Genomic DNA, 23,022 nt, shown 5'->3' with positions numbered 1-23,022 from the left:
GGCCACCGGTGACGCCTCGGTCAGCGCATCTTCTGCTGCGCGTCGGTCAGCTTGGCCTTCACCGACTCCTCGGTGACCGGCTTGCCGCTGGCCGCGTCGGCGAACAACTCCTTCATCGCGGTGCCGACCAGGGTCTCGAAGGTGCTCTCCTCGGGCACCTGCGGCAGCGGGGCCGCGGTGGTGACGAGGGTCTCCTGGATGGTCTTCTGCTCCGGGGCGCTGAACGCCGGGTCGGAGGCCGCGGTCTTCACCGCCGGCAGCGAGCCGTACGTCTTGTTGAGGATCGTCTGCTCCTCGTCGCTGGTCATGAACTTTACGAAGTTCAGCGCGCCGTCCTTGTTCTTGGTGTGCTTGAAGACCGCGATGTTGATTCCGGCGACCATGCTGTTGACCTTCTTGCCGCCGGCTGGCGGGTTGGCCAGGAACGGCACCGGGGCCACCCCGTACGCGTCGGCGGGCATGTTCTGCGTCTTCAGGTTCGAGCCGGCGGACTGCCAGAGCAGCATGGCGGCCTTGCCGTTGGCGAAGTCGGAGACCGCCTGGTTCTGCGCGTACTCGGCGTTGCTCGGGTTGGTGATCTTGTCGGCGGCCATGAAGTCGATGTACCGCTTGATCGCCGAGACGTTCTGCGGGGTGTCGAAGGTCGGCTTGCCGGCCGAGTCGAACCACTCACCGCCGTACTGCTGGCTGAAGGCGAACGCGTGGTGGGCGTTCTCCGACGGGTTGGCCCCCTCGATCGCCAGGCCCCACTTGCCGCCGGTGCTCAGCTTCTTGCCGTACTCGGCGACCTGCTCCCAGGTGGTCGGGGGCGCGGTGATGCCGGCGTCGGCGAACGACTTCTTGTTGTAGTACAGGCTGTACGCCATGCTGTAGATCGGCACGGCCGCGGGCGGCTTGCCGGGGGCGCCGGCGGCGGCGAGCGCGGCGGGCACGATCCGGTGCTTGCCGCCGACGGCCTGCAGGGTGGCGTCGTCGAACTCGACAAGCGCGCCGGTGGCCTGCAACGACGCCGACCAGGTGTTGCCGATGTTGACCACGTCCGGGCCCTTGCCGGAGGTGGCGGCGGCCAGCAGTCGGTTGAGCAGGTCGGGCCAGGGGACCACCTCAACGTTGACCTTGATGCCGGTCTGCTTCTCGAACTTGTCCAGCTCCGGCTGGAGGATGGTCTTGTCGGCCTCCAGGCTGGCGCCCTGGTTGCTGGCCCAGTAGGTGAGCGTCTTGGCGCCTGCGGCGGAGTCGTCGCCGGAGCCACCGCAGGCCGTCAACGAGGCGGCGGCCAGTACGGCGGCGGTGAATATCCCGAGGTGTCGTCTCGACACGGTTAGCCCTTCCGGTGCGTGGTGGGGGTCCGCCGGCTTCCGTCGCCGATTGGGGTTGTGAGGCGACGGGCGGCCGGCTGCGGACAGGGGTCGGGGGTGCGCCGTCGGGGTCCGTCGGCGTTTCCCGGGAGTTACATCACGGCTTAATTTATGTCGTCATTAAAGTTGCTGGTCGGTGGGTCGTCAAGCACGAGGCGGTTACAGTCGCCTCGAACGGCCGACGGGAACGAGGTGACGAGTGGAGCTGGCGCGTGCCACCAACCGCAGCGTGCGGCTGCGCAACCGGTCCGCCCTGCTGACCAAGCTCTTCCTGGACGGCCCGCTCACCCGGCAGGACCTGGTGCGCAGCACGGGGCTGAGCCAGCCCGCGGTCAGCAACGTGGTGGCCGACATGATCGACGAAGGGCTGGTCGCCGAGGCCGGCGCCGCCGAGTCCGACGGCGGCCGGCCCAGCATGCTGCTGCGGATCGCGCCCCGCTTCGCCTTCCTGGTCGGCGTGGACGTCGGCGAGACCCGGGTCCGGGTGGAGCTGTTCGACTTCGCGATGACCCTGCTGGCCAGCGTCGAGTACCCGCTCGACCCGGCCCGTACCGAGCCCGACCTGGTGGCCGGGCACGTGCTGGCCGGCATCGACGCGGTCACCGGGTCGGCCGGGGTGGCCCCGGGCGACGTGCTCGGCGTCGGCATCGGCGTCTCGGGCGTGGTCGAGCAGGGCACCGAGGCCGTCGTGCACGCCCAGGCCCTCGGCTGGGACCGGGTACCGCTGGAGCGGCTCATCGGCGCCGGCACCGGCCTGCCGCTGCACATCGACAACGGCGCGAAGACCCTCGGCCAGGCCGAGATGTGGTTCGGCGCCGGCCGCGGCGCCCGGCACGCCGTCTTCGCGCTGGTCGGCTCCGGGGTGGGCGCGTCGGTGGTGACCAACGGTGCCACCTACCGCGGCGCGTCCAGCAGCGCGGGGGAGTGGGGGCACACCACCCTGGTGTACGGCGGCCGCGCCTGCCGGTGTGGCGCACGCGGTTGCCTGGAGGCGTACGTCGGGGCGGAGGCGATCATCGACCGCTACCGGGAGGCGCGCCGGGGTCGACCGGTGCCGGGCGAGGACGAGGAGTCCCAGATCGCGGCGCTGGTCGCCGCCGCCGAGACGTCCGCCACCGCCCGACGGGTGCTGGACGAGACCGCCGGCTATCTCGGCGCCGGGGTGGCCAACCTGATCAACCTGTTCAACCCGGAGCGCGTGGTGCTCGGCGGCTGGGCGGCGATGGCCCTCGGCGACCTGCTGCCGGCCGTGCGGGAGGCGGCCGGCCGGCAGGCGCTGCGCCAGCCGTACGAGCAGGCGTCGATCGAGCTGTGCCGGCTCGGGGTGGACGCGGTGGCGCTGGGTGCGGCCACCCTGCCGATCGCCCGCTTCCTCACCGAGGGCGGCGTCCGCCGCTGAGCGCGGACGACGGTAGCGCCGTCGTGCCCAGCCCGCCCGTGGTCGTGCGGCGGTGGCTGACGGTTTGCCGGGGGTGGGAATTACACAAAAACTGATTCTCGGGATAAATAACGGTGTTATAGATCGATGTCTTGACGCCGCCGCAATCTCGCCGCAACACTCCTACGAGAGCGCTCTCCCTCCCGCGGCGTCGCATCGGCGGCACCACCCACGGCGTCACGGGGCGACCTGACCCCATCCACGCGGCACCCCGTGACCCCCTATCGACAGGCGATGTCATGACATCTCGCGCTACATCCGTACGCCCGCGTCCTCGGGTTGTGCGGCACCTGCTCGTCGGACTCACCGTGGCCCTGGTCGCGGCGCTCACGCCGACCGGGACCACGACACCCGCGCAGGCAGCCCCCACCCTGCTGTCCCAGGGCCGCACGGCAACCGCCTCGTCCACCGAGAACGCCGGAACCCCCGCCGCCGCCGCTGTCGACGGCAACACCGGCACCCGCTGGTCCAGCGCGTTCAGCGACCCGCAGTGGCTCCAGGTCGACCTGGGCGCCCGGGCCACCATCAGCCAGGTCAACCTGCTCTGGGAGGGCGCCTACGGACGGGCCTTCCAGCTCCAGACCTCCGACAACGGGTCCACCTGGACCACGATCTACTCCACCACGACCGCCACCGGCGGCACTCAGAACCTCACCGTCTCCGGCGCCGGCCGCTACGTCCGCATGTACGGCACCGCCCGGGGGACCGGCTACGGCTACTCGCTCTGGGAGTTCCAGGTCTACGGCGAGACCGGCGGCGGCACCGGCGAGCCGCCGGTCGGCACGACCGACCCGTACAACCCCAACCTCGGGTCGAACACGTTCGTCTTCGACCCGAGCACGCCGACGTCGACCATCCAGAGTCGACTCAACACCCTCTTCACCCAGCAGGAGACCAACCAGTTCGGCCCGCAGCGCTACGCGGTGCTGTTCAAGCCCGGCACCTACACCGCAGACGTCAACCTCGGCTTCTTCACCCAGGTCGCCGGCCTGGGCATGAGCCCCGACGACGTCAACCTCAACGGCCACGTCCGTACCGAGGCGTTCTGGATGGGCGGCAACGCCACCCAGAACTTCTGGCGGGCCGCCGAGAACCTCTCGGTCACCCTGCCCGCCGGACAGACCGTGGAACGGTGGGCGGTCTCCCAGGCCGCGCCGTACCGACGGATGCACCTGCGCGGCGCGCAGAACCAGATCCAGCTCTGGAACGGCGGCGACGGCTGGTCCAGCGGTGGTCTGCTGGCCGACACCCGCATCGACGGCCTGGTCGTCTCCGGCTCGCAGCAGCAGTGGTACTCCCGCAACAGCGAGTTCGGCAACGGCTGGACCGGTTCGGTGTGGAACATGGTCTTCCAGGGCGTCAACGGCGCCCCGGCCCCGAGCTTCCCCAACCCCTCGCACACCGTCATCCCGCAGACCCCGCAGGTCCGCGAGAAGCCGTTCCTGTACGTGACCGGCAGCGGTGAGTACCGGGTCTTCGTGCCGGCGCTGCGCACCAACTCCACCGGCACCAGCTGGTACAACAAGACCCCGGCCGGCTCGTCCATCTCGCTCTCGCAGTTCTTCGTGGTCCAGCCCGGCACCAGCGCCGCCACCATCAACGCGGCCCTCGCCCAGGGGCGGCACCTGCTCTTCACCCCGGGCGTACACCACGTCACCGAGCCGATCCAGGTCAACCGGGCCGACACCGTCGTCCTCGGTCTCGGCCTGGCCACCATCCAGGCCGACAACGGCGCGGTGGGCATGCGGGTGGCCGACGTGGACGGCGTGAAGGTGGCCGGCATCATGTTCGAGGCCGGCACGACGAACTCGCCAGTGCTGATGGAGGTCGGGCCGTCCGGCTCGTCCGCGAGCCACGCCACGAACCCGACCTCGCTGCACGACGTGTTCTTCCGCATCGGCGGGCCGCACGTCGGCAAGGCCACCAACACGCTGACCGTCAACAGCGACAACGTGATCGGCGACCACATGTGGCTGTGGCGGGCCGACCACGCAGCCAGCGGCGTACCGACCGGGTGGACGCTGAACACCGCCGACACCGGGCTCACCGTCAACGGCGACAACGTCACCATGTACGGCCTCTTCGTCGAGCACTACCAGAAGTACCAGACCATCTGGAACGGCAACGGCGGGCGGACGTACTTCTACCAGAACGAGCTGCCGTACGACGTACCGAACCAGGCTGCCTGGATGAACGGGTCGACCCGGGGCTACGCCGCGTACAAGGTGGCTGATTCGGTGACCAGTCACCAGGCGTTCGGGCTGGGCAGCTACAGCTACTTCAACGTCAACCCCGCGGTGGTCGAGGAACGGTCCTTCGAGGTGCCCACCAACCCGAACGTGCGCTTCACGAACATGGTCACCGTCTCGCTCGGTGGCGTCGGCACCATCAATCGGGTGATCAACAACGCCGGTGGCACCGCGAACGCGGCCAACCAGACGGTGTACCTGACCACCTACCCCTGACCGGGGCGCCCGCCGACCCGGACGTCTGACGGACCGGGTCGGCCGGGTCGCACCGTGGGCCGAAGCCGGCCCGGTCCCGCCGAGACCGGGCCGGCTTTGGTCGTGCCGCTCAACCGGATGGGAGGTGGGCCTCGGCTTGGCCGCCTAGCCTCCTGAGGCCTGGAATCTCAGGGCCAGGTAGTAGACGCCGCTTGCCACCAGGTTGAGGGCGTTGATGATGCTGGTACCGAAGTCCTGGAAACTTGTGCCATAAATTCGAGCGTCAGGAGCGAATGCCTCGTATGCAACCAGCTCGACTTCCCGGCTCTTGGTGCGTATGAGGTTCAGCCAATGTAGCAGCTCTGCCGACTCACCATTCAGCAGTAGATGGGTGGTTCCCAAAGATCGCGGGTCATGGGTGGCGGCGTGCAACTCGGCCGCGTCCAGATCATCGAGGATCAGCCTCTCGACCGGTCGCTCGTTGTACTCCGCGGATATCAGCTCACGACAGTAGGCGGCGACCTTGGCCAGTTCGCCCTGAAGCCAGGGTTCTTGCTGTGCGGCCGCGCTGTGTTCCGCCATGCCGACAAGGGCGTGGAGCGAGTCCAGTTGCCCCCGTAGACGAATCCGAGGATGCGACTTCGGCACGAAGAAGTCAGCGTTGAGCTGTGTAACGTACGGGGCCTGTGAACCTACGACTTGGCCACAAGAGATGCAGGCGACGTTGTCGCGGGGTGAGATCGTGAAGGGGGGGTCTGCAGGGTGTGTCATGCTCCGTGCTCTTCCATCTTGGCGAAGGGGTTGACGGACTCCCTGCCTTTCGCCCGTGGGAGTCCACGCAACAGGGCCGACTCTAGGACGATCCGAGGGGAGGCGCAGCGCTGTTCACGGAGTTGATTGAGGCATGGCCCTCACTATAGTCGGCTCCGTTTTGGAGAACCTCGGTAAAAAGTGCCTTGGTGAATTTTCCATGCGTGACGACTGCGACCGTACTGAACCCCGAATCCGCCGCCGAGTCGATGACCGCTTGGAATGCGCCACGAACCCGCTCGACGAAGGGGCCGTACTCCTCGCCGCCTGGGACACAGTCGCGCCCTTCGCCCGGTACGAAATCCAGCCGGTCCAGGAGGTAACCAAACAGCTCTCGGGCTTGCGACCTGGTGTGACCGCTCAACACACCGTATGTGTTTCGTTCTCGAAGGTCGAAGACGACTGTCACAGGTAGGTGTAGTTCGCGACCGATGATTTCTGCGGACTCTCGTGCTCGCGCAAGCGGACTGCTGTAGACAGCCTGCAACCCGAATTCTTTGAGGTCACCAACCACCTGGGCGATTTGAGCGCGGCCGCGATCCGTCAACCGGAAGTCGGCAGCCCCGCCATAGCTGTCACTCGAGTCGTCCTCAGACTCACCATGCCGCACAACGTAGACGAGCACTGCAAAGGCCTCCTCGAAGGTCGAGCACAGGTGATGTGATTGCCGGACAGGCCCTCATTCAGGATACCAAGCGTCGTGAACCATGCGGGACGGCGTCGGGCCATCCTGATTCTGGTATTTTCCCGAGTACTGCGGCTCCGGCGAGCCATGCAGGGAAAACCAGTAGATCTGACCAAAAAGAATTCCGGCATAGACGCGGGTAGGCCGTTGAACAGTAATCTCCAGCGTGATTTGGCCCTCGAACCCCACATCAATCAGCCCGGCGGTTATGTGGTTGGTGACGAACTTCCGGCCAACCGAGCTTCGCCCTGTGATCAAAGATGCGAAAACCCGGGACCCGAACACCTCTGCCGTATGTCCGAGGTAACACTCTCCGGGCTGAAGCACCAAGCCGTCGTTGGCTATGAACACCTCTTCGAACTCGTCAACACCCCGAAGGTCGATCTCTTCGGACACAAGGCGAAGCAGGCTGTTCCCCAGCGTGTAGTTGTACGAGTTGGGGTTCAGCTGATCCTCCCTGAATGGGGAGATCAGAATCTCTCCGCTCGCAACGGCGTCCCGTATTCGGGAACCGGTGAGCCAACCTCCGAGTCTTGTCACGGAATTCCCTGGGGATCACGGGGCTGGAACAGTGAGTGTCCACTCTTTGAAAAGACGGAGATCGCTGGAGAGAATGAGTTGCGAAGCGCGGAAGCAGCCCTCCTGATCTACCTCAATCTCAACGGTGGTGCCGGCCTTGTGAAACTCGGGCATCAGACCCAGCCACGTGTCGCCCGAGAGGGGGTCCCGGTTCGTCTTGTCTGGTGTCGCCGGATAGAGCGGCCGGAATACGATGGCGTCAACGATGTCGCCGCAGTACTCCACGAAGCTCAGGGCGTCCGACAAGGTCTCGACTCCGCCTCGGATGATCGGAACCGAGAGCCTGATGCGCCGGAAGCCGTGGTCTCGCGCTCGCCCGACGACAACTCTGAGGTCCTCGCTTCCCTGACGAAGCCGCATGAGCTGCTGGTTCTGTTCAGGGTCGATCGAGCAGCGTGAGATGTTGAGCTCGTCCACGTGCGTGCCCACCGGCAGCCTTGCTCCGTTGCTGTAGAGCTTGATCATCGCGCCGGTTCCTTGCAGGCTGGCGAGGATTCCAGCAAGCCGCGGGTGAAGGGTGGGTTCTCCTCCGCCGGTGACCTCGAAGCGCGTCACGCCAGCGCTGACGAGAGTGGACGCGATCGGGGCAAGGTTCGACTCGTCCATCACCTCGATCTCGTTCTTGGGATTGTAGACCTCGGTCGCACAAAACACGCATGCCGCATTGCACACCTTCGCCACCGGGATCACGTAACACTTGCCCAGTGCCGCCTCGACGTACTCGCTGAGACTGACGTCCTGATCCGGGGCTCTCGAAATAGTCAGGTTGGCCATCGCATCCGCACCTTCCTAAGCCTTTTCCTCAATGCGCGATATGGAATCGGGCGGCAGGGCGAGGATCAAGTTCCCCCTGTCCGCGATGTGCCTGGTCATATCGAGGTTCCGATTGCGTGTGTTGGCATCGGCTTCCATCTCGGCCAGGGTCAGCCACGAGAACTCACGCCCATTGCGTTCGAAAGAACGCTCGAAGATGTAGCCCGGGATCTCGTCCTCGAGGTTGACGGCGTAGAAGCTGAACCGGTAGACGGTGCCCTGCCTGTAGAACTCGGAGTGCTTCCTGGACCTCAGGTCCGCGCCCGCAATGTAGTTACTGTGCACGGAACTGGCTGGAACGCCGAGATGTGACGCGACGAAGTCGCAGAGCAAGGGGTCGTCAATTTCCTGGAGCTTGACATCAACTACGTTGTAGTGCGGCAGCAGGTAACAGTCCCAGAGTTGGTCGTGGTACACGAGCACCCGGTAGTCGTGATCCGCTCCTCGAACTTTCAGCACACAGATCGCTCGGAACTCCCTCGCGATCTCGGCGCTCTGCACAATCTCGTTGATCACTGACTCAAGGCGAGGACGTCGGAGGTACCCGACGAAGCCGTATGCCGACCGTGCGGTAGCCCACGAAGCAGCGATGATGTACATGATCTGCCACTGGTAGCCGGTGAGGCCGAGACGTGTCCCTTGGGTCGGGAAATCGGTAACGGCCAAGCTCAGCCACAGTGACGCCGCTGCACCGGCGTAAATCGTCCATGCGCCTGCCTTCTCCGCGCGCATCGTGAAGTTGAAGAGGATGAGTCGGAGCCGGTCGAATGCGATGGAAATTGTTTCTGGCACGCCGTCGCCGCTCTGCGGCTCGGAGGGTTTCTCGTTCCGCTTGCGCAGCCACTTGCGGATCATCTCGCCTCCTCAACCCTCATCAGCAACTGTTCGAGTTCGGTGACGAGGCTTGAGAGCCTGCCAGTGTTCGAGACCTCAAAGGTGCAGTCTTCTCGGGCGATCAGGGCGTCGTGGGGATTTGTGGTCCGGCGGGGCGGCGTTACGTCGCCGCGTGACGCCAAGCGGTCCCCGTCCACCCAGACGAGCACGAACTTGAGCCGCTCCAGCACCGATAGCATGGCTGCCCGTCCGTCGTCGTTGATTACCGGGCGATCACCGCATGCCTTGACCCTCTGTTCGAAGTCGACCTCCAGAAAGTCCTTGCTTCTGGAGACCAGCAGGTCGCGTACAGCCTGCAGAAACTCCCCATCTTGTCTTCCCGTCAGGCTCGGCGGGGTAAGGCCAAGCCTCGTGTAGAGATAGTTTTCGACCTCACGCAAGGGCGCGGCGACCGAGACGATTGCCGCGGATGGCATGAGCCGTTGTAGCAACAATGCGGAAGTCGACTTACCGGCGCCAGGCGGTCCGACCAGAGCGATTCTTGGCGCGGGGCGCTCAGTGTGGTTGGTCAACATATGGCCCTGCCCGCTGAGAGGTGTCGAGATGGGGCTATGCGCTAGAGCTGAAGAACGACTTGGCAGTACGAGTGGTCGGCCTGCGTCGGCAGGACTTCTTGTGCCGCCAGCGCGAAGGCGCTGTCGTAGAGCACATAGTCCTGTTGGATGCCTTTGGGGATGGTCGGTGCTGTGAAAGCGTTGACGTACAGGTCGGGCGCCAGCACTGCGGGCAGGAGTTCGTCGATGGGCTCATGGTTGAGATCGATCGTGGCGACCGTCCGGCGGGTGGACCGGAGTGCCAACAGCCTGTCCGAAAACTCACGCCACATCGGCTCGAAGCGCGCCTCGGTCGGGCTCGCGTTGAAGTAGTGGAGCGGGAAGCAGTGAGCGTTCACCAGGCTGACGTCCTCGCCATCGACGCTCACGGCACATGTAGCGTAGCCTTTGTCGAAAAGAACCCACTCATTACCGCCGGGGCCGGTGGCGGAGAGGTTGGGGTTCGGGAATTCGGTATATGTGACGTCGCTAATTGGGTACTTCGACAGAATACCGAGTGCCAGGTGTGCGTCTGATCCGAGGTGGGACGGGCTGATCGGGACGCTGTGCGCGAACTCGTACCCCGCCTCGCGCGCGATCTCTGCCGTCTGGCTCTCCTTCGCCCCCAAGTAGTCGTGTGCCTCCTGTAGGCAAAGGATATCGGGATTCTGGCGGCGAATCAGGTCGATGTGGTAAGTGAGTTCTTCCTCGCCGTTCTCCTGGTGCGACTCGCCCAGAATTCCGGCGCCAATGTTCCATGTTGCGACTCGGAGCTGTGCCATACGTTGCCGTCCCCATTTGTTGATGCTGCGCGCGATTAACCGAAGTCACTTGAACAAAAACGTCTTTTGTCCGCACCAGCCTCATCAGTTGTGACAGGCATGCGGTTCGGAATGAGGTGTCACAAGTAAGCTTCGCCGCATTCACTCCCTGTCCCTTCAGTCACCGCGAGGCTCCGTGCACCCTATTGGCGGTAGAGAGCTGTCTCGTATCAACTGTCCCATACGGTGTCAATAGAGTGATCATGACTTGCCGTGCCGTTCGGCCGAATCGCCCTATGCATCCGGGGCGGGCGTGAGGTCAGGCGTCGGAGTGGGCCGTCGAGGCGTACCGGACGGCAGTCGCCGTGACGGACAACGCGGCCGAACGGGCCTTTCTCACCGCACGCGCGACGGCCGTGGCGACGCCCTGAGGGGGCGTTTGCCGCAGGGGCGGCCGGGAACCCGAGCCACCGGCCGCAGCAGGGGATGGGGAGGGGCCATGGCGAACCGTCCGACCGTCATCGACACCGCGCCCGACCTGTCCACTCTCACGCTCGGCGTGGAGGAGGAGTTCCTGCTGCTCGACCCGGACAGCGGCCGGAACCTGCCGGTGGCCGACCAGGTGCTCGCCGCGCTTCGCGGCCCCGCCCGGCACCAGAGCCGCCAGGAGTTCCGGCACAGCATGGTCGAGATGGTCACCCCGGTCTGCACCGACCTCACCGAACTGCGCGCGCACCTGGTAGCGCTGCGCCGCTCGGCCGCCGAGGCCGCCACCGCGGCCGGGGCCCGACTGGTGGCCGTCGGTGCCACCCCGCTGGCCGAACCGCACCGGACGGTCCCCGACGAACCGCGTTACCACGCGATGTCGCGCCGGTACGGGCCGGTGGCGCACGACCCGGCGGTGTGCGGCTTTCACGTGCACGTCGGTCTGCCCGACCGGGACCTGGCCGTGCTGGTCTGCAACCACCTGCGGGTGTGGCTGCCAGTGGTGCAGGCGATCACCACCAACTCTCCACTGCACGACGGGGACGACACCGGGCACGCCAGTTGGCGCTCGATGCAGCTGGAACGCTGGCCCAGCATCGGACCGACCCCGTACTTCGACTCCGCCGCCGACTACGACCACACAGTCGACCAGCTGATCGCCGCCGGCATCATGCTCGACGCGGCGATGGTCTACTGGTACGCCCGTCCGTCGTCGACGTACCCGACGGTGGAGGTGCGGGTCGGTGACGTCTGCACCGAGGTGGACGACGCGGTGTTGGTCGCCGCGCTGGTCCGGTCCCTCGTGGCCACCCTCGTCGACGACGTACGCGCCGGAGTGACCGCCCCGAACGTCCGGGACTGCCTGGTCGCGGCGGCGCACTGGCGGGCCGCCCACGACGGTCTCGACGGCGAGCTGATCGACCTGCGTGCCGGTGGCACCCGGCCCGCCTGGGCGCTCGTCGACGAGTTGATGGCGGTGATCGCCCCGGCCCTGCTGCGACACGGCGACCTCGGGTACGTCTTGGCGCAGCTGGCCCGGCTGCGGCGCGACGGCACCGGCGCGGCCCGGCAGCGGCAGGTGTTGGAGCGCACCGACGACCTCGGCGCCGTCATCGACGACCTGGTCGCCCGCACGGCCGCCGGCTGACCTCTCGTCGGAGTGGGCCCGGCGGCTCAGCGGATGTCGTGGGTCTGCAGCCACAGCTCCAGCAGGCCGAGCTGCCACAGCTTGTTGCTGCCGGCCGCCGCCTCCGCCCGGTCCGGCTCGGCGAGCAGGTGTGCCACGTACTCCGGGCGGAACAGCCTCCGCTCGCGCGCGGCCGGCGCCTGCAACGCCTGGGCGACCAACTCGCGCACCGGGCCGTCCACTTTGCGCAGCGCCGGCACCGGGAAGTAGCCCTTGGGCCGGTCGATCACCTCGGCGGGCAGCACCTCCCGGGCGACCTCCTTGAGTACGCCCTTGCCGCCCTGGGCGACCTTGTGCTCCGGCGGGCAGTGCGCGGCCAGGGTGACCAGGTCCTGGTCGAGGAAGGGCGTGCGCACCTCCAGACCCCACGCCATGCTCATGCTGTCCACCCGCTTGACCGGATCGTCGGGAAGCATCAGGTGGGTGTCCAGGCGCAGCACGGCGTCCAGGGCCGTCTGCGCCCCGGGCGCGGCGAGGTGCGCGCTGAGCAGGTCCCGGCTGGCGTCGTGCTCCAGCGCGTACGCCGGATCGACGATGCGGCGTAGCTCCTCGTGGCCGCGGTCGAAGAAGGCGGCGGCGAACGTCTCGGCGGCGCCGTGCCGGGGCGCCTCGACCAGTGGCTGGTGGTAGCCGTAGCCAGCGAACACCTCGTCGGCGCCCTGCCCCGACTGGGCCACCTTGACGTGTTGCGCCACCTGCTCGGAGAGCAGGTGGAAGGCGACCACGTCGTGGCTGCCCATCGGCTCGGTCATCGCCAGCACGGCCCGTCGGACGGCGGGCACCAGGTCGTCGTCGGCCAGTCGGATCCGGTGGTGGTCGGTGTCGTAGGCGCGGGCCACCAGGTCCGAGTAGTGGAACTCGTCGCCGGACTCGCCGTCGCGGCTGTCGAAGCCGATGCTGAACGTACGCAGGTGGTGCTGGCCGGCCTCGGCGAGCAGGGCCACGATGAGGCTGGAGTCCAGTCCGCCGGAGAGCAGCACCCCCACCGGCACGTCGGCGACCAGGCGTCGGCGTACCGCCGCGCGCAACGCGTCGCCGATCGCAGCCCGCCAGTCGGCGGCGTCCATCCCCGCGTCGGCGGGCTCCCGCACGTAGTCGGGTCGCCAGTAGACCTCCTCGCGGCTACGCCCGTCCGCCTCGATCACCCGCAGGGTGGCCGGCGGCAGCTTGCGTACACCGCGCAGCACGGTGCGTGGCGCGGGCACGATGGAGTGCCAGGACAGGTAGTGGTGTAGCGCCACCGGGTCGATGCCGGTGTCGACGTCGCCGGCCCGCAGCAGCGCGGGTAGGGTGGAGGCGAACCGGAGCCGCCCCGGTGTCTCGGCGAGGTAGAGCGGTTTGATGCCGAGCCGGTCGCGGGCCAGGATCAGCCGCCGCCGGGCCCGGTCGACCAGCCCGATCGCGAACATGCCGACCAGGTGGTCGACGAAACGTTCACCCCAGTGCGCGTACGCCACCAGGATCACCTCGGTGTCGCTGGTGGAGTGGAAGGCGTACCCGGCGCGGCGCAACTCCTCGCGCAGCTCGGGGTAGTTGTAGATGCAGCCGTTGAAGACCAGCGCCAGGCCCAGGTCGTCGCGGACCATCGGCTGCCCGCCCGCGTCGGACAGGTCGATGATGGTCAGCCGGCGGTGCCCGAGGGTCACCCAGCCGTCGGTGAACAGACCCTCGTCATCCGGGCCGCGTGAGCGCATCGCCTCGGTCATACGGGTGACTGCCGCCGCGTCCGGCGAGCGGCCGTCGAATCGCGCCTCCCCGCTGATCCCGCACATCAGCCGGGCCTCCCGTCACCTCGCCTCCGACCGGTGCCGGCCGGGTCCCGCCGACCGGACGGGGCCGCTGGCTACCCGTGGGCGCGGCGGGCAAACCGGTCAGCCGCGCAGGGTGCGCAGGATGCGGGCCAGTTCGGCGCGGTCGGTGTCGTCGAGGTGGCCGAAGAACCGGTCGGCCTCGGCCCGGCGCGCGGCCCGGATGGCGGTGCTGACGCGCTCGCCCTCCTCGGTGAGCGCGACCAGGGTCGCCCGACGGTCGGCCGGGTCGGGTCGGCGCTCGACCAGCCCACGGGTCTGAAGGTCGTCGACGACCTCGGTCGCCGAGCGGGGCGCGATGCGCAGGTGCTCGGCGAGGGTGCCGGGGCGCACCTCGCCGTGCCGGGCCAGCACGCCGAGGGCCCGGGACTGGCTGGGGGTGACATCCCAGGGCGCCAGGGAGTCCCGGGTCTGCCGGCGCAGACGGGACGCCACCGCCCAGAACGTCTCCGCCAGGCTCTCGTCGTCGGCGCTGTCGGCGGTGTGCTCGGTCACCGGAATACGGTAGCAGGAGATGTGGTTGCTACCTCATGATGAGGTAACCTCAGCAATAGTGTCGACGAAAGGTAGTGCCCCCTTGGAACCCACCCCCATGGGCCGCGACCGCGGCCACCGCACCCTCACCGCGGAAGAGAAGACGCAGGCCCGTCAGGTGTCGCTGCGCCGCATCGGCCGCCTGTTCACCCCCCACCGGCCCGCGCTGGCCGCCGTCACCGCGATCATCGTGGTCTCGTCGATCATCGCGATGGCCACCCCGTTCCTGCTGCGCGCCGTGATCGACCGGGCCCTGCCGCAGGGCGACGTGACGCTGCTGGTCTGGCTGGTCCTCGGCATGGTCGCCGTCGCGGCCGTGACCTCCGCCCTCGGCGTCGTACAGACCTGGATCTCCACCCAGGTCGGCCAGCGGGTCATGCACCGCCTGCGCACCGACGTCTTCAGCCACCTCCAGCGCCAGTCGCTCGGCTTCTTCACCCGCACCCGCACCGGCGAGGTGCAGTCCCGGATCACCAACGACATCGGCGGCATGCAGTCGGTGGTCACCTCCACCGCCACCGCCGTCGCGGCCAACCTCACCACAGTGGTCGCCACCGTGGTCGCCATGGTCGCGCTCTCCTGGCAGCTCTCCCTGGTCTCGCTCGTGGTGCTGCCGCCGGCCATCTGGCTGACCCGTCGGGTCGCCCGGATGCGCCGCGAGATCACCGCCCAGCGGCAACGCGAACTCGCCGACCTCAACGTCACCGTCGAGGAGGGGCTCTCGATCAGCGGCGTACAGCTGGCCAAGACCCTCGGCACCGGCCCCGCGCTGATCGACCGGTTCACCGCCTCCTCGGCCCGACTGGTCGACCTGGAGCTGCGCAGTGAGCTGGCCGGCCGCTGGCGGATGGCCTCGATGAGCATCATCTTCGCCGCCGTACCGGCGGTCATCTACCTCGCCGCCGGCCTGCCCGGCACCGCCGGCACGCTGAGCATCGGCACCCTGGTCGCCTTCACCGCCCTGCAGGGCGGCCTGTTCCGGCCGCTGATGGGGCTGCTCAACGTGGGTGTCTCGCTCACCGCGTCGCTGGCGCTCTTCGCCCGGATCTTCGAATACCTGGACCTGCCGGTCGACGTGGCCGACCCCGCCGAGCCGGTCCGCCTCGACCCCGCCCGGGTGCGCGGCCACCTGCGCCTGGAGGACGTCACCTTCGGCTACCCGGGCAGCGACACCGCCGCCCTGGCCGGGATCACCCTCGACGTGCCCGCCGGCACCAGCCTCGCCCTGGTCGGCGAGACCGGCTCCGGCAAGAGCACCCTCGCCGGGCTGGTCAGCCGGCTGCACGACCCGACCGCCGGCCGGATCACCGTCGACGGCGTCGACCTGCGCGACCTGCGCCTGGCCGACCTGGCCGCGATCGTCGGCGTGGTCAGCCAGGAGACGTACCTGTTGCACACCACCGTCCGGGAGAACCTGCGCTACGCCCGGCCGGAGGCCACCGACACCGAGATCGAGGACGCCGCCCGCGCCGCCCAGATCCACGACCTCATCGCCGGGCTGCCCGACGGGTACGACACCATGGTCGGCTCACGCGGCCACCGGTTCTCCGGCGGTGAGAAGCAGCGCCTCGCCATCGCCCGGACGCTGCTGCGCGACCCGCGCATCCTGGTCCTCGACGAGGCCACCAGCGCGCTGGACACCGAGACCGAACGCGCCGTACAGCGGGCCTTCGACGTGCTCGCGCAGGGGCGCACCACGATCACCATCGCGCACCGGCTCTCCACGGTCCGCGACGCCGACCAGATCGCGGTGCTCGACCACGGTCGGATCGTCGAGGCCGGCACCCACGACAGCCTGCTGGACCGCAACGGCCGCTACGCCACGCTGGCGGCCTGAGCTCCCGGCTCTCACAACCGTCTCGAAATAGTCTCGGAGCTGTCTCGTTATGGTGCGGTCAGGTGGCGGTAGACGGTCGCCCGCGAGACACCCAACGAGGCGGCGATGGCGTCCACCGAGTGGGTGCCCGCCGCGTGCATCCGCCGGGCCGCCTCGATTTGCTCCCGACCCAGCGCGGGCGGCCGTCCCGGCCGCCGACGCCGGCCCGCCGCCCCCGGTGGCGGCGTCGCGGCCGCGCTAGCCGGGGCCGCGTCCCCCGCGACCGCCCCTGGCGGGGCTTGCCGCGCCGCCACCGTCGTGGTCGTGCGAGCCCCGGCCGTGGTGTCCGCGTGGGCCCTGGCCGTGGCGTCCATTCGCGCCCCGGCCGCGTCGTCCGCGTGCGGCCCCGCCGTGGCGTCCGTGGGCAGCGGGGCCAGCAGTCGGCGTGCGCCGTCGAGCATGTCGGCGCGCAGCACCTCGTCCGACACGTCGGTGAAGAAGACGACCGGGTCGCTGCACGCGCCTACCGCCTGCATCGCGAGGACCCGCTCGCGGCGCCCGGCGTCCGGCCCGGCGATGAGGTCGTTGGCCCGCATCGCGATCTCCATCAGGCGGTGGTACGTGTCGCCCCGGCCGATCAGCGCGATGTCGTGGAAGAGCATGCCGAGGGGCCGGCGATGGGCGAGCATGATGTCCACCCAGCCCTCCAGCACCGTCCACCGGGCCAACCCGGCGGGCTGTGTCTGGGCCGCGTCGAGCAGCGCTTCCAGGTCCGCCACCAACGGCTCGACCAGGGCGGCGAGCAGGTGCTCCTTGGCCGGGAAGTGGTACAGGATCGCGGTCTTGGTGAGCCGCAGCCGCTCGCCGATCTGGCGCAGCGAGGTGCGCTGGTAACCGTGTTCGGCGAACAGGTCGAGCGCGGCGCGCAGGATCCGGGTGCGGGTGTCGTCCGCGGGATCGGCGGTCATGCCCGCCAGCCTAGCGACGTCCTGACCGGTGGGCACGATCACCGTTGATTCGACTGACCAACGGTCAGTACAGTGGTGACGGTCGACGCAGCCAACGGCAGGAGGGGCCATGCCCGTCATCTCGATCGGCAACCTGGTCAAGACGTTCGGCGCCATCCGGGCACTCGACGGGCTGGACCTGCACGTCGAGCAGGGGGAGGTGCACGGCTTCCTCGGGCCCAACGGCTCCGGAAAGTCCACCACCATCCGGATCCTGCTCGGGTTGCTCCGCCGCGACTCCGGCGACGCCCAGGTGCTCGGCGCCGACCCGTGGCGTGACGCGGTCCGCCTGCACCGCCGGCTGGCGTACGTGCCGGGCGACGTCAGTCTCTGGCCCAACCTCACCGGCGGGGAAGCCATCGACCTGCTCGGTCAGCTGCGCGGCGGCCTCGACCGGCGCCGCCGCGACGAGCTGCTGCACCGCTTCGACCTGGACCCGACCCGCCGCTGCCGCACGTACTCCAAGGGCAACCGGCAGAAGGTCGCCATCGTCGCCGCGTTCTCCTCCCCGGTGGAGCTGTACGTGCTCGACGAGCCGACCTCCGGCCTCGACCCGCTCATGGAGGCGGTGTTCCAGGACGAGGTCCGACGGGTCAAGCAGGCCGGCGCCACCGTGCTGCTCTCCAGCCACGTGCTCGCCGAGGTCGAGGCGCTCTGCGACCGGGTCAGCATCATCCGCGAGGGCCGCACCGTCGAGTCCGGCACCCTCGCCGAGCTGCGCCACCTCACCCGCACGGCGGTGACCGTGGAGACCGCCCGCCCGGTCACCGGGCTGGACGCGCTGCCCGGCGTGCACGACGTGCACGAGGTCGACGGCCGTACCCACCTGGAGGTCGAGCCTGCCCACCTCGACGAGCTGCTCGGCCAGCTCATCCGCTTCGGTGTCCGCGCGCTGACCAGCACGCCACCGACCCTGGAGCAGCTCTTCCTGCGCCACTACGGTGACGATCCCTCCGCCCCTGCCTCGGACGTTCCCGCCGCCGGCGCCATGGGCGCTCCTGCCTCGGACGTTCCCGCCGCCGGCGCCACGGGCGCTCCTGCCTCGGACCCTCCCCCCGCTGGCGCCTCGGACGCCGACGCGCACGTTGACGCCCCGCAGGGCGGTGCCCGGTGAGCGCCCTCACCGGTACGACCCTTCTGGCCCGGCTCGTGCTGCGCCGCGACCGGATCCGCCTCGCCATCTGGATCCTCGGCACGCCCCTGCTCGGCTACGCCCTCGCCGGCAGCGTCGCCGGCATCTACCCGGACCAGGAGACCCGGCTGGGCTACGCCACCACCTCGGCGTCCAGCCTGGTCGCCCGCGCTTTCAACGGCCCCATCCACGGCACCGACCTCGGCGCCGTGGTGGTCGCCGAGACGTACGTGACGCTGGCCCTGATCGTCGCGCTGCTGAGCACCTTCGCGGTGACCCGGCACACCCGCCAGAACGAGGAGACCGGCCGCGCCGAACTGCTCGGCGCCTCCGTGGTCGGCCGGTACGCGCCGCTCACCGCCGCGCTGCTCGTCATCGTCGCGGCGAACACCCTGGCCGCCGTGCTGCTCGCCGTCGCGTTGATCGGTGCCGGTCTGCCGCTCGGCGGCTCCGTCGCGGCAGCGGCCGCGATCGGCGGCGTCGGGGTCGCCTTCACCGCGATCGCCGCGGTCACGGCCCAGCTGTCCGTCACCTCGCGCGGCGCCAACGCGCTCGCCGCCGCCACCGTCGGGCTCTCCTTCGTGCTGCGCGCCGCCGGCGACGTGCTCGGCGAACAGAGCGCCGACGGGACCCGCGTGCGGAGCGCCTGGCCGTCGTGGATCTCCCCGCTCGGCTGGGGCAACCAGGTACGAGCCTTCGACGGTGAACGCTGGTGGGTGCTCGCCCTGCCCGTCGCGCTGCTGCTCGCCGGGGTGGCGCTGGCGTACGCCCTCGCCGAACGACGCGACCAGGGCGCCGGGCTGATCGCCCCTCGACGCGGCCCGGCCACCGGTGCGCCACGGCTGCTCAGCCCCACCGGCCTGGCCTGGCGGATGCAGCGCGGAACGCTGCTCGGCTGGGCCGTCGGGGTGGCCGTGCTCGGCCTTTCCATGGGCGTCGCCGCCGACGAGTTCGACGACATGATCGACGCGAACCCGGCCGCCGCCGAAGCGATCAACGCGATGGGTGGCGGAGCCGACCTGATCAACGCGTACCTGGCCGCGATGCTCGGCCTCTTCGCCCTGACCATCGGGGCGTACGTCGTGCAGGCCCTCCTCCGCGTACGCGGCGACGAAGCCGACGGGGTGTTGGAGGCCGCCCTCGCCACGGCGGTCAGCCGTACCCGCTGGCTCGGCACCCAGGTGCTCGCCGCCACGCTCGGCGCGGTCGCCCTGCTGCTCCTCGCCGGCGTGACCACCGGCCTCGGCTACGGCATCGTCACCGGCGACCCGCTCGGCCAGGCCGTCGAGCTGGGCGGTGCCGCGCTGCTGCGCCTGCCCGCCCTGCTCGTGGTGGCCGGGGTGGTGACCGCGATCTTCGGGCTGCTGCCCCGCTGGTCGGTGGTGCTGTCCTGGACGGCGCTGCTGGTCTTCCTGCTCCTCGGGCAACTCGGCGCGGTACTGGAACTGCCCCAGGCCGCGCTCAACGTCTCGCCGTACACCCATGTGCCGGCGGTGCCCGCGGTCGACCCGGCGGCGCTTCCCCTGGTGGTGCTGGCGGCGGTGGCCGCGGCCCTGCTGGCCGTCGGCGTGGCCGCCTTCCGCCACCGCGACGTCCCGTCCTGACCCACGGGGCAGCGCCCTGATGATCGCTGGCAGCTGGGCGACTCGACACGCCGACGCCACCCCTGCTGAACTGCCACCGATCATTCGGGCCGGGGGCGGGCAGTCAATGGGCGTGGGTCGGGGCGGACTGGGGTTGCCCGGGGCTGGCAGCCTTGGCGGCTGACGGGTACCGGACACCATGGACGGCAGGGCAGGCGGTTTGTCGGACGCTGCCGCGACACTGAGATTCCCTCGACCGGGGAGGTGCCTCGTGCCGTACGTCAGGTCACACATGAGGAAGGGTGGCGCGCGGGTTCGGGCCCACTACCGGAGGCGGCGTGGCGGCAGTGTTCGCCGCAGATCGACGGTCCGCCGCGTGGGCGGTGGCGGCAGATCGGCCGACGGCTGGGCTCTGGCGCTGTGTGCGGTCGTCGTCTTCGTGCTCCTCCGCATGGTCGTCGACTTCGTGCAGCGGCACCCATACTGGTCCGCTCTCCTGGTGAGCCTCGTCGTCGCGGGGGCGGCCACGGTGGGTCTTGTCGTGTCGAAGCAGCGTGCCCGCGAGCGGGCCGACCAAGCCCAGCGGGACAGGCTGATCGCGGTGACCGACACGATGAGCGGACCCGATTTCGAGCAGTGGTTCGCCCGGATCCTGGCCGCGTCCGGGTTCCGCAACGTGACGGTGTGCGGCGGCCCCGGCGACCGGGGAGCGGACGTCCTGGCGATCGCCCCCGACGGCCGACGCGTCGTGGTGCAGTGCAAGCGGCAGAGCGTCAGCAACCGGGTGGGCAGTGCCGCGATCCAGCGGTTCGCCGGCACCTGCCGGGACATCCACGGTGGCGAGATCTGCATGCTCGTGACGAACAGCTTCTTCACCGCGGGCGACGGCATCCAGATCGCCCGGCAGCTCAACATCACGCTCGTGGACCGGAACGCGCTGGAGATGTGGGCCTGGACGGGACAACCCACTCCCGCGTGAAATTCGGTGGTCAGGAGGCTGTTAGCGGTCTACCGTGGCCCGCCGTGCTCCCAAACGAACAGATCATCGGACAGGCCCTGGATCGGATCGAGGCCGGGTACGTCTTTCCGGAGAAGGTCGCGGACATCGACGCCGCGATCCGGCGCCATCTCGCGGCAGGCGAGTACGACGACCTCGACGGGCCGGTGCTCTGCGAGACGGTGACCGCTCACCTTCAGCAAGTCTGCCCGGACAAGCATCTGCGGCTGCTGTGGTCGGACCAGCCGCAGTCGCTGGAGCCAGCGGACGAAGACGGAGGGCGAGCCGCGTTCCTCGCGCTGCTCAAAGCGGAAAACCAGGGGATCCGCCGTGTCGAGCACCTGGACGGGAACGTCGGGCTCATCGACGTGCGGCGGATCGCGTACGCCGATGAGGGCGCCGCAGCGATCGGCGCGGCCATGCAACTGGTCGCTCTCAGCTCCGCGCTCATCCTGGACTTGCGTACCTGCTCTGGCGGAGCACCGGAGGGAGCCGCGATGTGGTGCAGCTACTTCTTCCGCGACGACCAGGTCCATCTCAACGACTTCTACGAGCGGTCCACCGGTGCCACCCGTCAGTTCTGGACTACCGCGCATCTTCCCGCGCCGCGCTACGTGGACCGCCCGGTCCACGTGCTCACCAGCGCGATGACGTTCTCCGGGGGCGAGGACGTGGCGTACACCCTTCAAGCGCACGGCCGGGCCGTCGTCGTCGGTGAGACGACACGTGGCGGCGCGCATCCGACGGCCCGCCACCCGGTCACCGCACACATCCTCGTGACCGTGCCGACCGCCCGGACCATCAACAGCGTCACCGGCACCAACTGGGAAGGCGTCGGAGTGGTCCCCGACGTACCCGTCCCGGCGGACCAGGCACTCGACACGGCCCTCAAGGCCATTTCGGGCGCGTAGGCGCGGCGGCATCAGCACCCGTTCGCTCGCATGTGGGGGCGTCGTCAGATGGCACGGCGGCTGACGCCTACTCAGGGCGGATGCACATTCGATGGAGATCGACCTGGCGGATCATCGCGGGAGCGCCGAAGTCTTCGCGATCCTCGCCAACCGCCACGCCTGCCCATGATCACTTGATGCTCAGGAGCTCTCGAAGGCCCCGAGCAACTACCCACCGTCAAGTGATCTTGACGGGGGAGATGAGGCAGGCGGGGCGGGGGTGGGGTGGGTCTGTTGTTGGGGGACTGGGGGTGGGGTGGGCGGGTCGGTGGGGTGTTCGTTGTGGCGGTGGAGGAGTTCGGCGATCCATCGTGCGGCTTCTCTTTGCGTGGCGAGCATGTGGTCGCGCGCGTCGGCCAGGTCGTGGTCGTCGGTGTGGTCATCCAGGATCGTCGCCCACTGGCGGCTCAGCTCCTCGGCGTACCGGGCTTGTCGGATCTGCTCGTCGAACTGGTATTCCAGCTTGACGAGGCGGTCGACGTGCGGCTGGAGCGCCGGCATGATCCGCTCGTCGAGTCGTACGGCGGCGTCGGGGCGGCAGGTGAGCGTGATGTCGCCCCGCTGGTAGTGCCACAGGGGATCCTCGGCAAGTGCTCGCTGCAACGCCACCTCCAGGTCACCGGCCCGGTGCGGGGGCAGGTCCCGGGCGGCGTCCGCGGCGAGCCGGGTCAGTCGCTGGATCGCGTTCGGTTGGAAGTACTGCACGTACCAGCTCAGCACCTCGGACCGCAGGCTGGCGGGCGACGACCAGGCGAACGTGGCGCGGATGTAGAACGAGTACACGTATCCGCGTGCCGGGACGGCGATCAGCCGGGGCGCGTCGCGTTGTTCGACGAGTGGACCGGGCGGTGACGGCGCGGCGGCGGAGCCGACGGGCGCCTCGTCCTGGAGCGCGGCGACAAAGCGATCCCAGCTCCGCGCCCACCACCGCCAGCCGCGCACGCCGGCGTCGCGGGCGATGGTCAACCCTCGTACGCCCCGCTGTCGCCACTGGTCCGCGGGCCTCGGCCTCCCGTCGGGGGCGTCCGTCATGGCACCCCTCCACGGTTACGGATCCGCGTTTCACGCTAACAACCGGTGACCGATCTGCCGGCCGCCACGCCGGCACCGGGCAGACCGCATACCGACACGAACCAGACCACGCGCCGACGGCCGAGCCGGTCCGACACCACGCCGTCGCCTGGTGATCGTCCGGGCGTCGTGTGGCG

General features: G+C 69.1%; 19 protein-coding genes and 1 pseudogene. 8 read left to right on the top strand and 12 right to left on the bottom strand.

Features of this window, described 5'->3' with window-relative positions:
* Nucleotides 1-20: 20 nt before the first annotated feature.
* Nucleotides 21-1,319: an extracellular solute-binding protein gene (locus ACIBD9_RS22285; protein ID WP_396720385.1), complete on the bottom strand. Its 1,299-nt coding sequence runs from the start codon at nt 1,317-1,319 to the stop codon at nt 21-23.
* Between the two features lie 238 nt (nt 1,320-1,557).
* Between ACIBD9_RS22285 and ACIBD9_RS22280 the strand changes: the two genes are divergently transcribed.
* Nucleotides 1,558-2,757: an ROK family protein gene (locus tag ACIBD9_RS22280; RefSeq protein ID WP_396720383.1), complete on the top strand. Its 1,200-nt coding sequence runs from the start codon at nt 1,558-1,560 to the stop codon at nt 2,755-2,757.
* A gap of 278 nt (nt 2,758-3,035) precedes the next feature.
* Nucleotides 3,036-5,261, top strand: coding sequence for a discoidin domain-containing protein (locus ACIBD9_RS22275; protein ID WP_396720381.1), 2,226 nt, complete (start codon nt 3,036-3,038; stop codon nt 5,259-5,261).
* A 144-nt stretch (nt 5,262-5,405) separates the two neighbouring features.
* Here ACIBD9_RS22275 and ACIBD9_RS22270 read toward each other — a convergent pair whose 3' ends face one another.
* The 7 genes from ACIBD9_RS22270 to ACIBD9_RS22240 form a co-directional block, all read right to left on the bottom strand.
* Nucleotides 5,406-6,011, bottom strand: coding sequence for a hypothetical protein (locus ACIBD9_RS22270; protein WP_396720379.1), 606 nt, complete (start codon nt 6,009-6,011; stop codon nt 5,406-5,408).
* 82 nt (nt 6,012-6,093) lie between these two features.
* Nucleotides 6,094-6,675, bottom strand: a complete 582-nt coding sequence (locus ACIBD9_RS22265) for a histidine phosphatase family protein (protein WP_396720377.1) — start codon at nt 6,673-6,675, stop codon at nt 6,094-6,096.
* A gap of 54 nt (nt 6,676-6,729) precedes the next feature.
* Nucleotides 6,730-7,275: a dCTP deaminase gene (gene dcd, locus ACIBD9_RS22260; protein WP_396720375.1), complete on the bottom strand. Its 546-nt coding sequence runs from the start codon at nt 7,273-7,275 to the stop codon at nt 6,730-6,732.
* Nucleotides 7,276-7,290: 15 nt separating this feature from the next.
* A complete protein-coding gene (locus ACIBD9_RS22255) occupies nt 7,291-8,088 on the bottom strand; it encodes a radical SAM protein (RefSeq protein ID WP_396720373.1) in 798 nt (265 codons plus the stop codon).
* 15 nt (nt 8,089-8,103) lie between these two features.
* A complete protein-coding gene (locus ACIBD9_RS22250) occupies nt 8,104-8,982 on the bottom strand; it encodes a hypothetical protein (RefSeq protein WP_396720371.1) in 879 nt (292 codons plus the stop codon).
* Nucleotides 8,979-9,437 (bottom strand): hypothetical protein, encoded by a 459-nt coding sequence (locus ACIBD9_RS22245; protein ID WP_396720370.1) that lies wholly within the window; start codon nt 9,435-9,437, stop codon nt 8,979-8,981. The genes ACIBD9_RS22250 and ACIBD9_RS22245 overlap by 4 nt, the downstream gene beginning before the upstream one ends.
* 140 nt (nt 9,438-9,577) lie before the next feature.
* Nucleotides 9,578-10,336, bottom strand: coding sequence for an endonuclease/exonuclease/phosphatase family protein (locus ACIBD9_RS22240; RefSeq protein ID WP_396720368.1), 759 nt, complete (start codon nt 10,334-10,336; stop codon nt 9,578-9,580).
* 478 nt (nt 10,337-10,814) lie between these two features.
* Between ACIBD9_RS22240 and ACIBD9_RS22235 the strand changes: the two genes are divergently transcribed.
* A complete protein-coding gene (locus ACIBD9_RS22235; protein ID WP_396720367.1) occupies nt 10,815-11,948 on the top strand; it encodes a glutamate--cysteine ligase in 1,134 nt (377 codons plus the stop codon).
* A 26-nt stretch (nt 11,949-11,974) separates the two neighbouring features.
* Here the strand turns inward: ACIBD9_RS22235 and ACIBD9_RS22230 are convergent, their stop codons facing one another.
* Together ACIBD9_RS22230 and ACIBD9_RS22225 are read right to left on the bottom strand one after the other, a co-directional pair.
* Complete coding sequence (locus ACIBD9_RS22230) at nt 11,975-13,759, bottom strand: N-acetylglutaminylglutamine amidotransferase (RefSeq protein ID WP_396720365.1); 1,785 nt, start codon at nt 13,757-13,759, stop codon at nt 11,975-11,977.
* A gap of 99 nt (nt 13,760-13,858) precedes the next feature.
* On the bottom strand, nt 13,859-14,290 hold the full coding sequence (locus tag ACIBD9_RS22225; RefSeq protein ID WP_396720363.1) for a MarR family winged helix-turn-helix transcriptional regulator: 432 nt from the start codon (nt 14,288-14,290) through the stop codon (nt 13,859-13,861).
* Nucleotides 14,291-14,387: 97 nt separating this feature from the next.
* Here ACIBD9_RS22225 and ACIBD9_RS22220 point away from each other — a divergent pair, with 97 nt between their 5' ends.
* Nucleotides 14,388-16,166, top strand: coding sequence for an ABC transporter ATP-binding protein (locus ACIBD9_RS22220; protein ID WP_396720414.1), 1,779 nt, complete (start codon nt 14,388-14,390; stop codon nt 16,164-16,166).
* Nucleotides 16,167-16,213: 47 nt separating this feature from the next.
* On the opposite strand, the gene ACIBD9_RS22215 is transcribed toward ACIBD9_RS22220, so the two are convergent.
* Nucleotides 16,214-17,113 (bottom strand): TetR family transcriptional regulator, encoded by a 900-nt coding sequence (locus tag ACIBD9_RS22215; RefSeq protein ID WP_396720361.1) that lies wholly within the window; start codon nt 17,111-17,113, stop codon nt 16,214-16,216.
* 109 nt (nt 17,114-17,222) lie between these two features.
* Between ACIBD9_RS22215 and ACIBD9_RS22210 the strand changes: the two are divergent.
* The 4 genes and pseudogenes from ACIBD9_RS22210 to ACIBD9_RS22195 form a co-directional block, all read left to right on the top strand.
* Nucleotides 17,223-18,092, top strand: a pseudogene (locus ACIBD9_RS22210) (ATP-binding cassette domain-containing protein); the annotation flags it as partial.
* Nucleotides 18,093-18,262: 170 nt separating this feature from the next.
* Complete coding sequence (locus ACIBD9_RS22205) at nt 18,263-19,888, top strand: ABC transporter permease (RefSeq protein ID WP_396720359.1); 1,626 nt, start codon at nt 18,263-18,265, stop codon at nt 19,886-19,888.
* A gap of 355 nt (nt 19,889-20,243) precedes the next feature.
* Nucleotides 20,244-20,846 carry a restriction endonuclease gene (locus ACIBD9_RS22200; protein WP_396720357.1) on the top strand — a complete coding sequence of 201 codons (603 nt, stop codon included), beginning with the start codon at nt 20,244-20,246 and terminating at the stop codon, nt 20,844-20,846.
* Nucleotides 20,847-20,890: 44 nt separating this feature from the next.
* Entirely contained in the window at nt 20,891-21,775 is an 885-nt protein-coding gene (locus tag ACIBD9_RS22195; RefSeq protein ID WP_396720355.1) for a S41 family peptidase, read from the top strand.
* A 207-nt stretch (nt 21,776-21,982) separates the two neighbouring features.
* Here the strand turns inward: ACIBD9_RS22195 and ACIBD9_RS22190 are convergent, their stop codons facing one another.
* Nucleotides 21,983-22,846 (bottom strand): hypothetical protein, encoded by an 864-nt coding sequence (locus ACIBD9_RS22190; RefSeq protein WP_396720354.1) that lies wholly within the window; start codon nt 22,844-22,846, stop codon nt 21,983-21,985.
* Nucleotides 22,847-23,022 lie beyond the last annotated feature (176 nt).

Origin of the sequence: Micromonospora sp. NPDC050784 (genome assembly GCF_044456765.1) — a bacterium.
Classification (GTDB): domain Bacteria; phylum Actinomycetota; class Actinomycetes; order Mycobacteriales; family Micromonosporaceae; genus Micromonospora; species Micromonospora foliorum.
Note: the sequence above shows the minus strand (reverse complement) of the source record. Positions and strands in the feature narration are given on the sequence as shown.